The organism is Ihubacter massiliensis (genome assembly GCF_024125305.1).
GTDB classification, from domain to species: domain Bacteria; phylum Bacillota; class Clostridia; order Peptostreptococcales; family Anaerovoracaceae; genus Hominibacterium; species Hominibacterium faecale.
Window position 1 is genome coordinate 2,825,051 of record NZ_JAMXVH010000001.1, and the last position, 12,173, is coordinate 2,837,223.

Here is a 12,173-nt window from a genome sequence, read left to right on the forward strand (position 1 = left end):
GAGAAACAAATGCTACCTAATAATTACGAGCAGTACCTGGCGGCTAGTTATCCGTTCCCCGTTTCCGATACAGCAGTATCAGAATGATAGCCGCAATTACGATCCAGGCCAAGATCACCGCCGCGTTCATCAGAGACTCCCCGGATGCCAGCTTCCCCGTCTGCAGCCGAAAGACCAAATCCAGCGTCGGCTGGCAAGGGGTAAAGGCCGCGATCTTATCAACCGTGCTGTTGATACCGCTAAAAACCGTCGGCAGCACGAAGAGCAGCATGACCGGAACTTCATACACGCCCGCATTCATCTGATCTCTGGCCAGGATGCCTACCGAAGCTCCCAGCAGGATTAGTGGTATTCCCCCGATGACAGTTATCACGATGTAAAGGGGCAGCAGGCCGATCTCAACCCCGGAGATCAGGAAAATGAGCGTATTGCTGATGAGCATGATCAGGCTGGTTACCAGCATTTTAGAGGTAAACACTTCGACGCCGCTCACATTGGAGAGCATCAGTGTCCGCAGGGTGAACTTTTCTTTTTCTTCGGCAATCGTGGTCGCCGTCAGCATCACTGAAATCATGGCCAGATTCAGCCCCAGGATCATATTCATCAAATATAGCGCACCCACACCCATATCCGCCAGCATATACTTATAAACTACAGCGAAGATCACCGGAATGATACAGCTTACAAACACCGCCATATTCTTAAAAAAGTCTGTAAAGTCCTTTTTAAATAAAACGCCAATTTTTCTCATTGAAATATCCATTTAAAACTCCCTCCCTGTTAACTGCAAAAAGATTTCTTCCAGGTTTGGTTCATTGCTGTGGATGGTCACACAGTCCCCTGCCTGAATCAGTTCCGCAATCCGTTTTGCGCCGGCTTCGTCTTTTTTTACTGTGATGTACTGTCGGTCTCTTTTCATAACACGGATCTCATCCCTGGCGAATTCCAGCTTCAAGTCCCGGGGAGCACCGCAGGCGATCAGTTTTCCTTGGTTGATGATCCCCACCCGATGGCAGAGCTTATCGGCTTCTTCCATGTTGTGGGTTGTGAGGAATATTGTTGTGCCGGTCTTGTTGAGCTGCAAAAGCAGCCGGTGGATCTCCTGGCTGGTGGCCGGATCCAGGCCGCTGGTAGGTTCATCTAAAAACAAGAGCCTTGGACGGTGTAATACCGCTGAGGCCAAAATTGCTCTCTGCTTCATACCTCGTGAACATTTTTTAAATACTTGTTTCCTCTGCTCTTTGAGTCCGACCCGCTGCAGTATGTCCTCTACCTGGCCGCGTCCAATGCCTCTCAGACCAGCGAAAAAGTTCAGATTATCCTGGATGCTCATCCGCTCATAAAGATTGCTGGTATCGGATAAAATTCCGATCTGGTCATAATCGCTGCGGGTTACCTGATCGATGTCCTTTCCCAGCAGGGAAATACTGCCCGACTTTCGTTTCAGCTGCTTGGTCAGCAGCTTAATGGTCGTGGTCTTACCGGCCCCGCTTGGCCCCAGGAAGCCGAAAATCTCCTTTTCTTTGACACCGAAGGTCAGGTTTTCGATGGCAAAGCCCAAATCAAACTGCAGGCAAACCTTTTTTAGTTCAATTAAATATTCCATACTTGTTCCTCCTTCTATCTTCTGAACCCGATTATGGGGGAAGCTTCCTTTCTTTGCAATAGCGCAGTAACCAGGGGAGTCGAATCTGGGACCAGGGGAGCCATAAGGCGACCAATGGAGCCTCTTCTCACCAGTTATAGGTTTTCCGCATCTGGGCGACTCGGCCTTTGGCCAGAGGAACCTGGCTGTGCTGGGGGTTATTCAGGCGCAGACTGTAGCTATTCTTGGTCCACTTTTCAATTTCTTCTACTTTTTGTACATTGACGATATAGGACCTATGGCAGCGGAAAAAACCGAAATCTTTCAGCATCTCCTCCAGTTCATCCATGGTATATCCAACCTGATAACTGGAATCTCTGACGGACAAAAAATTGGCTTTATTAAGGCTTTCAATAAAATCAATATCCTTTGGCTCAAAGAGCAGGGTTTTGCTTCCGGATTTGGCTGCTATCTTCTTATGGACGGCTCCATCGGAGGAGGCAGTCTCTTCTTCATCGGGGACTTGGACGTACCGTCCTTCTTCCTGATAGAAGGCCATTCCCGGAAGCAGCAGCGCATGGCGCAGGGAAGAAGTGGTGGTAACGAATTTAACTTCTGCTTCCGCTTGTTTTCCCATCCATTCCAAAATAACCTTTTGACTGAGGCCGTCCAGGTCGGAAATGGGATTTTCTAAAAAACACAGCCGATTTTCTGCCAAGCGAATCCTGGCAAAATTGACCCGCATGTGTTCGCTCACCGTACATTCCCGCAATTTTTTCCTTCGAATGTGCTCCAGCTGAAAATCCCGCATCGTTTCTTTGCAGCTCAAACGGCTTGCAGACAGCTTTTCGAAAAATTTCAGATATTCTCCCACCGTTTGGCGGTCATACCCCCTGTCTGTCCGCATAATATAGGATACGCCTCGCCTGCCGTAGAGCCGCAGAAACGTTTTGAAGATTTCTTTTTCCTCATCCTGACTGCATTCAATGTGGATTCCCTGAAAGATTGTTAGACTTTGTAATAAATCTTCAATATTGGTGTATTCCCTTGGCATTTTCCCAATCCTCCTTACATGTTCGCCTTATTGTATCACAAATTGGCGCTGCCAAAAACCTGGACGCATGCAAAACGGCTGCCGTTTTATGCAGCCGTCTTACCGGTACCGTAAGTCTCACTATTCTGGCCCAGGGGGTAGTGTTATAAAGTCGGGAGGCCGGACCTCGGAGCCCATCTTCCGTATCCCGGAAAAAGTTTCACCTTTTTTTAACGCAAAATCGTGGGTTTGCTGGGCTTGATCGTGGCAGCAAGTGGAAAGTCCATTCTGAAAAAAAATTTATCTGACAATCGACTTCGAGCGGCGGCTTGAGATCGCCCCAGGACGCCTCAGTGTTTTTCAGGCTGCCGCACTCAATGGAAAAAATACTACGCCTCGTGTCTACAGTAAAAGCGAATGGTTAGAATGATAAACAGCGGCAGCTGGATCGCAGCTGCGATCAGGATTACGTAAGGCGACCAGAACCCGGTGTCTCCCGCTGGCAAGAAATTCGTTCCCAGCAGCTCGAATAAGAAGCTGTGGGTCAGTCCGGCCCCGCCCGCGGGCATAAGGCAGCAGATCCATTGGATGATGCTGCCGCTGCCGATCGTTGAAACCAGTGACGGCAGAAAACAGAATACCAGCGCCAGAATCATGGAAACCATGGCGGTTTTGGTTTTGGACGAGATCATGAGAATGAAGCTGATCATCGCAAGGAAGATGAGCAGACCGGCTCCTGCCGTGAGTTTTTGCACGCCTCCTGCCGTCAGCGGAGCGATGACCGTCACATTATAAGTAAACTGGATGGAGGCTTTCAGGCTGTCCCAGCCAAAGGCCGTATTGACGATCAGCAGGTAGATGGTCATACAGATGATAAAGCAGAGCCCGGAAAGAAGGAAAGCGGAAAGAACTTTCGCTCCGGCCAGCCTCACCCTTCCATTCTTGGTGCAGCGAAGGATATCATCTGCTCCGGTCTGGTAATCCGATGAAAATACCGGAGCTGTCAAAATGCCGCAAAGGAGCATCAGCACGATCAGCAGCATCAGCACATAATCGGCGCTGTCACTGGTAGCATAACCGTAAAGAAAGGTAAAGGGCTTTTCAATTTGATCGTTGAGGGCAAGCGCCTTTTCCTGGATCAGAGGGCTCTTGGGATATTTGGAAGCAATCGCATCTGCCACGACCCCATCCCGTACCTGGTAAAAATTCCGGGCGTCTTTATCATCGATCTGGCTCAGCGATCTGGGCATTCCTTCTTTATCAAAATATACCTGCCGCAAGGATCCTAAAATCCGTTTAGCAGGATAACGCTCTTTCTCCTGGCTATCCGCCGGAATACCTTCCTCGTATGTCTTTTCAGCTTCCCGGTTAACACGGAATACATGCTCAATCTTTTCTGGGGTCAAGGGTCCTTCATAAGGTTCCATCATTTCCTTGTTTTTTTCAATGGCTTTAAATCCGGTGAGCGTTACTTCCTTCCCCTGTGCATCCTGGTAAGTATAGTTTGCATAGTGAATCACAGCCAGGGCCATGACTACTGAAAGGATCAGAGCCAGGGATAGAAGAATCTTGGGCATCCTGCTCTTGAGCACCTTTTTCATTTCCAATCTGATTAAACGAATCATTATGCACCCTCCTTTTCCGAAAACAGAAAGAGATACAAATCTTCCAGCCTCGGGGAAACGGACTGGGAGCCCGCAACCGCAGAAATATCCGACAAATAGCGGACGCGGACCCGCCCCGTATCCTCGTTGCGCACGTTGATGATATTGAGGCTGATTTCATAGCGGGGTAGATGTTCCGGCTCCAGGCTGGCTTCCCACACTTTTCCTTTCACCAGCTTTACCAATTCCTCTGTGGTGCCGATGTCGATAATTTTTCCATTCTTCATCAACGCGTTGCAGGTGGCGATGTATTCCACATCGGGCACGATGTGGGTTGAGATCACCACGATCCGGTCCTTTGCGAACTCGGACAGCAGATTGCGAAACCGGATCCGCTCTCCAGGGTCCAGACCGCTGGTGGGTTCATCTAAAATCAGCACTTCGGGTTCGTTGAGCAGTGCCTGGGCGATTCCCACCCTGCGCTGCATACCTCCAGAAAGCTTTCGAATCTGTTTATTTCGAATCTCTCGTAGGGTAAGTTTATCCATCAGCTCATCGATCTTACGAGCGGTATCTTTCTTTGACAGCCCCTTCAGCGCCGCCATATATTCCAGGTAATCCTTTACTCGAAATTCCGGGTAAAATCCGAAATTCTGAGGCAGGTAGCCGAAGATGTCCCGGTAGGCTCCGCCCAAATCTTTGATTTTAACCCCGTCATAAAGAATTTCTCCCTCAGTCGGAGTCAGAATCCCTGCGATCATTCGCATCAGCGTCGTTTTGCCGGCGCCATTGGCTCCCAGAAGCCCCCAGACTCCCGGCGTAATTTCAAGGGTAACGCCGTTAACAGCCGTCTTATCTTTATACGTTTTCTTTAAATTTCTGATTTCTAGTTTCATGATCGTCTCCTATTCGTTTACACGGATACGCCGTCCATGTGGGAAGGTTTTTTTATCAGGGCTCGTATCTGTATCGAAAGCCCTGCGATGATAACAATACACACGATGTTCCAAAGCATTGCCGCATCCGGCCCAAAAGCCCGGGGCGCCAGCTGGTGGAGCCCAAAGAGCGAGGCGATTATGAGGATGCTGAAGGCGCCGCAATAGAGAGGAAGAAATTTGTCGCAGGCCCTTCGAACCAGCAGCATAACTCCCATCCAAACGATGAAAAAGGGCAGCAGCATGTAGGAAGCTGTATTCAAAGGCATGGATAATTTTAAATGGGCCAAAGTAAAAAAGGCTGCCAGCATGATTAAATTGCCGGCCCCGGTAATAGCCAGCCGTGCGCAGAGAAGCCCGGAAAAAGACACCCTGGAGGCGGTTTCCATCTCATACATGCCCCATCTGGCTGACCGGCAGATATAAGGAATTCCTGTCATCGCTGTGACTGCGGACACCAGGCTGAAGGCAAACCCCAGAGAGCTGTAACTGCCCGAACCAGTCTTAAGCTGCAGATCCAGCACCAGGCAGAGCGCGATCAGCACTCCGGCCTGAAGCATCCAAACCCTGCCGGCGGTGAACCGGACCTGCCTCAGCAGGAAGGTTCCGAATCCGATCCGGCGGCGCTGTTTTTTCTGTGTGTAAACATCATGGGCCGCAGCGCAGGTCTCCTTCAAGGCTTGTTCTGACCAGTCTCCCCGGCCATAATTCATTAGTTCTTGTCTGATTTTTTTATTTAGATTCATCTTCGATCCCCCTTTTTTGGATCTCCATTTTTATTTTTTTCAGTGCGCTGCGCAGTCTGGATTGTACTGTGCGCAGAGGAAGCCCTGTTATCTCGGCGCACTCGCGAATCGTAAGGTCTTGTCCGAACCTGAGAACGACCAAGTTCTGCTGATCCTTTGGCAGCCGGCGGACCAGCTGAAGAAAATCCGCATTATGTTCCGCGTCTTCATATCCCGGTTCGCAGGCAGGCAGCTCTTCTGGCAGCTGGTCCATGGGAGGCCGTTTGCTCAGATCAATGCAAACGTTGACAGCGATCTTGTACAGATAGGCGCGGATTTTTCTGCCATAGCTTTTGCGGTCATAGTAGCGGACAAATTTAAGAAAGGTCTCCTGAGCCGCATCTTCAGCCGTCTGACGGCTGTCCGTATGCCACAAGCAATAACGGAAAATATCTCCGTAATAGTGAGTGATCAGCTGATCCAGACGCGTTAAATCGTCCTCTTCAATTTTTTTAAGCAGACTAGCCTCTCTGGTCACAACGGCTTCCTCCTGAAATCCTATCCTTTTTGTGCATGCACGCGTCATATGGCATGACAGATGCGGCCTCACCGCAGAGACTTTTTCACATCCATCATATTATATAACCTTTTCTCCCTTCAAAAATGATTAAATTCTGCAAAATTTTTTTCATATGAGCGTGGAAAAAAGACAAACAGTTTCCTTATCCACAGCATCTTTTCTGTTATTCACATTTTTATCCCATTGGTTTTGTGGATAAGTATATGCCTTTAACTTCTTAAATTTCAACGTTTCTATGTATTACTTCTTTTTTCTATCCACAGATTTTCCGTATCGCAAATGAACGTTGTTTCAAACATCTTAATAAAGGGCTGTTCAAATTGTTAATATCCGCATCAACTTTCAAAGATCTGCCTTTTCAGGTCATAAACAGACAGTTTTTGAACAGATTTTTGTTTTTTATCCCAAGGATAGATGTGGACAAATCATCCTCCTTATATATTGAAATTACAATGTTTTTGAGAATCTTGATTTTATTTTATCCACATAATTTCAACCTTTTTCCCAATGAAAGAGGCTGAACAAGAAAACGTTTCATGCTCAGCCCCTTTTGCCATCTGTGCGCCTGTTTCTCTGCGCACAAAATTTTTATAAGACCGCGGCTCTTTTCTTATTGGAAAGCCGGCGGTTTTCCTGCAATTCCGTCCAGAGTCGTATTTTTCGGAGAAGGCTCCGACATGCTAAAGTACATTTTAGCCGCCTGAGTGGTTCCGAAGTCTCTGTTGGAACCGGTATCCTGCACTTTGTTAAAGGCTTCTCTGAACATGGCGTTGTGAGCCTCTTCCCGATTGAGCAGGAAGTCGATGGTTTCCTTCACCTTTTTGTCGTCGATCTGGCGATACAGATATTCATACACCACCTTGGCCCGCTGCTCAGATGCGATGTTGGAGAGCAGGTCAGCGCAAAGATCGCCGGTTACAGACACATAATCTGCGGTCCACGAATAGCCGGAAGCGTTAATGAGCCCCGGATTTAATCCCAGCAGCACGTGGGTCTGGATTTCCCCGGCATCGGTCTTGGTGAAATCCACATCATGTCCATTGAGAAGATTGATGGTTTGGGCGACCATTTCCATATGGCCCAGTTCTTCAGCCGCAATGTCCATAAACAGATCTTTAATCTCCGGATCTTTGATACGGAAACTCTGGGACATATACTGCAGCGCCGCTTTCAATTCGCCGTTTGCTCCGCCCAGCTGCTCTTGCAGAAGCGCCGCATACTGCGGGTTTGGCCGTTCGACTGCCACTGGATGAAACAATGGTTTTTCATGTTTAAACATAAGATTACCTCCATTTTTTTATTCATTTTTAGCTTTCCCTAAAAAAACAAAAAAACTCCGGCCTGGTGTATTTACAAATTTTTTATGCGGTTTGTCCGCTTTTTTTGTTACAATAAAGAAATCGCGCTATATCTTTGTACAGGAGGTGAGATATACGTGGAACGTTTTAATGTATTGTGTGATGAAAATTATAAACGAATTTACCGCTACATCTATGTAATGACAAATAACCAAACCTTAACTGAAGATCTCGTGCAGGACGTTTTTTTGGCGGCTTATGAAAAGGGAGACCTGTTTTTGTCCCATGAAAAACCGGCGGCCTTTCTCTACAAAACAGCAAAGTTTTTGACCTGTTCTGCGCTGCGCAAAATTCAAGCTCGCGGAGAGGAGTCGCTAAGCGAAGGGATCCCTTCTTTGGATAAAGAGCCGGCAGAGATCCTGGCCTTGGAAGAAGACAGGCAGATCGATGAGATGGATCATGTTCCGGAAGTGTTAGGAAAGCTCAGCTTGGAACAAAAAGAGCTTTACAATCGCTACTATTTAAACCATGAACCAATGAAGGACATCGCCGCGTCTCTGGGATTAAAGGAACCGGCTCTGCGCATGCGTTACGTCCGTCTTAGAAAAGAGATCCGCAAAATTATTTCCGAAATTGATTTTCAAGAGTGTAAGGGAGGCTGTTATGAAAGAAAATATGAAAAGAAAACTGAATCAAGCTATTGATGACGGCGACATCGCTCTGGCCGATCAGCTGGCAGCGGATTTGGTCTCCATTGAGATACCCGATATGCCCCAGGACTTTGTCGGCAGAATCCAATCTTTATCCAAACATAAAAAAAATGAAAATGCTGCCTTACGAAAAAAGAAAAACCGCAGACGGCCTGTGGTTCTGGCAGCCGCTCTGGCAGCGCTGCTGGCCTTTGCCACCGTTGCATACGCGGCGGGATTGCTCTTTCCTGCTGTGGGATTTAACGATGGCACCGCCAATTCGGTCAACGCAGCGCTTGATTCCAATGAATACAAGGCCGCCAGCGACTATGCGTCTTATCTTAATCAAAACTACAAGACGCTGGAGAAGTCGGTATACGATCCGGTGGATTATCCCATCTACGCTGATGCAGATAAGGTGAAGGAACTATCCACAAAATATCATCTAAAGTATGCTTCCCGCAGGACGGATATCACGTCTTTGGACCAAGTAAAAGAGGCAATGAAGAAGAACCATATTCCTGATTTTCTAGGAACTTCCTTAGCAGGAGCGTTGCCTGATCCGACTCTTTTTGATAAAGAAACCGCTTTTATTTTTGACGACGGCAATTTCTTTGTTTCCTATGTTCTTCCAAGCAAAGATCAGACTTTAGGCAACACTCCGGTGTCCATTTCTTATACGCCTAAAGGATCCTTTCCCTGGAACGGATTCTGCCTGGCCCCCGGTGAAGGCACCGATCTGTTGAAGCAGGATCAGGCCTTTACTCATACGACTAAATCCGGTCAAGATTTTATCTGTGTTCCCAAAAAGGCGAATAATGACAGCAGTAAGATCATCGGCTACACTTGCTTTGCCGATACCGGCGGCGGCTATGTTACGGTTTCCATTGACCGGCTCACTTCAGAGGCTGATGAAAAAGAGTATCAGCGCTTGTGCAGTGCTATTGATGAAAAATTTGAGAAAACATCCCAAAGTGAGCTGGGTATTGATCTGGATGAGCTGCAAACCCGGGTCGTGACCCAGTGGACTGAGGCGGCATGGGATCATGATTATAAGGCTATGGAAAAAAGTTGTCTTGCTACCACCGACCCCAAAGAAGCGGATCGCCTATCTGCTCAGCTGGAAGCCAAGTACAGCACAGCTACGGCAGCGGAAAAAAAATTGTATCAGGCGTGGCAGGATAGCCTTAAACAATGTTGTGACGATTTCGATTGGGATTCGCCGGTGAGTGAGAAGGATTTGTCGGATATCCTTGGGAAACTGGCCTTGTAGTTTTTAGATGTTCGTGATTGAAGGGCGGCTGGAAAGATTCCAGCCGCCTAATTGCTATGATCGTGCCGGTTGTATCGCGGCTTAGCTGCCTTCCAAAAAAGTATTTTTGGCCGTTTCTATTCGAAATGCCCTGTTTTGGAAGCAATGTCCATATAGATTTGGCCTTTCGCGGCGTTTTAAGATAAATATTTGCGGGAAACTAGTCTGGCGGCGCGGAGTTAGTGCAAACTTTTGCGCATTTATTAAGGGATTTACCGCAAACAAGTTTCTGTCAGGAGTTTTGTAAAGAAGGATTTCCCCTTTTTATATAGACCTTGCTGCCTATTTGGGCCATTTCGAATAGAAACTGAGAAAAAAACTGAAATCGAGCTGTCATTTTGACTCCTGCATCACTGACGCAACTGCAATCACGACACCAGGCGCCTTCAAGCTCTGCGGCCGCTGCCAGCCGGCCGCCTTCTCAACCTCTAAATGTACTACGTCTCCCCATCCGGTCGTTATTCGAAAAATCCCCGGATATAGTCAGTATCCACAGCAGACCGCAGTTTATAATATGACGTCTGGTTTGTGCCGCTGTTTTCCACACTGAGAAACGTTTCATTTAACGATAAATAAAGCATACCTTCTTCCGCTGCGACCTCCCAGTCCACCACCGGTCCTCCTTCATAAGACCAGCGACCGCTGCTGAAAAGTTTATCTGCCTCCAGCCCCTTTATATAGGCAAGCAGCTCTTCACTGCAAGCATGCAGCGTATGCCCCTGGTCTTCTTCATCCTTCAGATTATCGTAATAAGAAAGAGCATAAACGTCTTCAGCGGCAGTGCCGGACAGAAGCAGGTCTCCAACCGTTCCCCGCTCGCTGGCCATGGCAATGCTGCCATAACTCATGCAGCATATAAGCATCATAACCACTAAAAGAAGGATACCCGCCCGGCGCCGGCGGCGCTGCATGACGCATTTCAGCCGATATCGCAGAGAACCAGCCGCGGCCGATAAGCAGGTGGTAAAGCCCCTGGAACTCCCGGCAGTATGCAAAAGCAGCTGGGCGTATCGCCGCCGCTCCTGGTCCCCGGCATCTTCCAAAACGATCTCATCGCAGGAAAGCTCCAGATCATCGCTGGCTTTGCGAATGGCGATCCATACCAGCGGATTGAACCAGCACATGGCCCTGCAAAAGCTCAAAAAAACTTTGGTATCCACGTCCCGCCGCTGGATGTGATGGAGTTCGTGGCGAAAAATGAGCCGCAGTTCATCCATCGTATAAAAGCGCTCCGGCAAAAGGGTTACCTGGCTTTTCGCAAACATGCCCATGGACAAAGGCGTGGTAATATCCGCGCTGGTCATAAGGCGCACTGACTTGCTGTAGCGAATGGCTCTTTTCTCCTCTTCCCACAGCTCCAGGATCCTTTTATCCTCAATCGGCCCGGCTCCTTTGAGCAGCTTGCGGCGGAAAACCAGGCCGAAAAGGATTTCTCCAGTAAATATGGCAGCAGCAAAAGTCATCCAAATATAGCCGAATACCTGCAGAACATTTCCCGGGATATAGAAGGTAAACAGCGGCACAAAGGCGCTGTCCGCCAATGTGACCGGCTGGTAAAAGAGCAGCACCGGCAGCAGCCATAGGGTCGCACAGGCTCTGGCGCTGAAATATCTGCGCAGTACCGGCAGCAGGATCATTAGAAAGAAAAAATACACACTCATACTGATAAAAATGTCCACCGCCAGCCGCATAAATTGTTTGATCTCGCCCACTCCGCCAAGTATAAAATCGGCCAGGAAGATAATCACAACAATCATAGGAAAGATCAGGGGCGTTATCCATACGACGGCTTCATCCGTGTCCCCGATCAGCTTTTGCGTTTGTCCATGTTCGATTCTCCATGAGCGGCGAAATCCGTAGGCAAGCATAGAGGCCAGAAAAACGGACCAGAAAATTCGAAGTCCCATCATCGTCATAATTCGCCCCTTTCCAGAAGATCATGAAGCTTTTTCAGTTCTTCCTTGCTGATTCCGCTGTCGCACAGGGCAGTGGCCAGTGTGGTCAGGGAGCCGCCGTAAAGCCGGTCCAAAAGGTTGCGGCTCTCCGAGGCCAGGTATTCCCGCTCCGTGACCAGTGGTGTGTAATAATTGGTACGGCCCTTTTTTTCAATGGCGAGGAAGTTCTTGTCGCACAGGCGGGTCAAAAGCGTAAGAATGGTGGTCGGCGCCAGCTGGTGCGATTCCTTCAGCTCGCTTTCAACGACCGCCCTTGAGACCGGAGGCGTGCTGCGCCAAACGATCTGCATGATCTCCAGCTCACTTTCCGGCAGTCTTTTCATATCACCCATTGTTATCCCTCCCTTCTGCAGGCATTAAAAAACATCTTCTACATCTGTAGTAATTATATACTACGTTTGTAGAAGATGTCAAGGACCACACCATTTTTTCCTATACACGCGCCAATTTTAAAAGT

Annotated in this window: 12 protein-coding genes; 2 read left to right on the forward strand and 10 right to left on the reverse strand. The window is 48.3% G+C overall.

Annotation, left to right across the window (positions count from 1 at the left end):
• Positions 1-43: 43 nt before the first annotated feature.
• The 8 genes from NIA71_RS13145 to NIA71_RS13180 all read right to left on the reverse strand — a co-directional run bounded on the left by NIA71_RS13145 (position 44) and on the right by NIA71_RS13180 (position 7,741).
• Positions 44-763: an ABC transporter permease gene (locus NIA71_RS13145; RefSeq protein ID WP_148398266.1), complete on the reverse strand. Its 720-nt coding sequence runs from the start codon at positions 761-763 to the stop codon at positions 44-46.
• The gene (locus tag NIA71_RS13150) at positions 764-1,606 is read right to left on the reverse strand and encodes an ABC transporter ATP-binding protein (protein WP_148398264.1); all 843 of its coding nucleotides are present in this window, start codon (positions 1,604-1,606) and stop codon (positions 764-766) included. It abuts the gene before it with no gap.
• Positions 1,607-1,733: 127 nt separating this feature from the next.
• Positions 1,734-2,639 carry a LytR/AlgR family response regulator transcription factor gene (locus tag NIA71_RS13155; RefSeq protein ID WP_253020623.1) on the reverse strand — a complete coding sequence of 302 codons (906 nt, stop codon included), beginning with the start codon at positions 2,637-2,639 and terminating at the stop codon, positions 1,734-1,736.
• A gap of 368 nt (positions 2,640-3,007) precedes the next feature.
• Positions 3,008-4,243: an ABC transporter permease subunit gene (locus NIA71_RS13160; protein ID WP_253020624.1), complete on the reverse strand. Its 1,236-nt coding sequence runs from the start codon at positions 4,241-4,243 to the stop codon at positions 3,008-3,010.
• A complete protein-coding gene (locus NIA71_RS13165; protein WP_253020625.1) occupies positions 4,243-5,118 on the reverse strand; it encodes an ABC transporter ATP-binding protein in 876 nt (291 codons plus the stop codon). The genes NIA71_RS13160 and NIA71_RS13165 overlap by 1 nt, the downstream gene beginning before the upstream one ends.
• 17 nt (positions 5,119-5,135) lie before the next feature.
• Complete coding sequence (locus NIA71_RS13170; RefSeq protein ID WP_148398257.1) at positions 5,136-5,903, reverse strand: hypothetical protein; 768 nt, start codon at positions 5,901-5,903, stop codon at positions 5,136-5,138.
• On the reverse strand, positions 5,890-6,420 hold the full coding sequence (locus NIA71_RS13175; protein ID WP_253020626.1) for an RNA polymerase sigma factor: 531 nt from the start codon (positions 6,418-6,420) through the stop codon (positions 5,890-5,892). Before NIA71_RS13175 ends, NIA71_RS13170 begins: the two co-directional genes overlap by 14 nt.
• A 652-nt stretch (positions 6,421-7,072) precedes the next feature.
• Positions 7,073-7,741 (reverse strand): manganese catalase family protein, encoded by a 669-nt coding sequence (locus NIA71_RS13180; RefSeq protein ID WP_148398253.1) that lies wholly within the window; start codon positions 7,739-7,741, stop codon positions 7,073-7,075.
• 156 nt (positions 7,742-7,897) lie between these two features.
• Here NIA71_RS13180 and NIA71_RS13185 point away from each other — a divergent pair, with 156 nt between their 5' ends.
• Both NIA71_RS13185 and NIA71_RS13190 read left to right on the forward strand, forming a co-directional pair.
• A complete protein-coding gene (locus tag NIA71_RS13185; RefSeq protein ID WP_253020627.1) occupies positions 7,898-8,464 on the forward strand; it encodes an RNA polymerase sigma factor in 567 nt (188 codons plus the stop codon).
• Positions 8,424-9,722 (forward strand): hypothetical protein, encoded by a 1,299-nt coding sequence (locus NIA71_RS13190; RefSeq protein WP_253020628.1) that lies wholly within the window; start codon positions 8,424-8,426, stop codon positions 9,720-9,722. The genes NIA71_RS13185 and NIA71_RS13190 overlap by 41 nt, the downstream gene beginning before the upstream one ends.
• A 497-nt stretch (positions 9,723-10,219) precedes the next feature.
• Here NIA71_RS13190 and NIA71_RS13195 read toward each other — a convergent pair whose 3' ends face one another.
• Both NIA71_RS13195 and NIA71_RS13200 read right to left on the reverse strand, forming a co-directional pair.
• A complete protein-coding gene (locus NIA71_RS13195; protein ID WP_253020629.1) occupies positions 10,220-11,677 on the reverse strand; it encodes a M56 family metallopeptidase in 1,458 nt (485 codons plus the stop codon).
• The gene (locus NIA71_RS13200; RefSeq protein WP_148398246.1) at positions 11,674-12,048 is read right to left on the reverse strand and encodes a BlaI/MecI/CopY family transcriptional regulator; all 375 of its coding nucleotides are present in this window, start codon (positions 12,046-12,048) and stop codon (positions 11,674-11,676) included. Before NIA71_RS13200 ends, NIA71_RS13195 begins: the two co-directional genes overlap by 4 nt.
• Between the last annotated feature and the right edge of the window lie 125 nt (positions 12,049-12,173).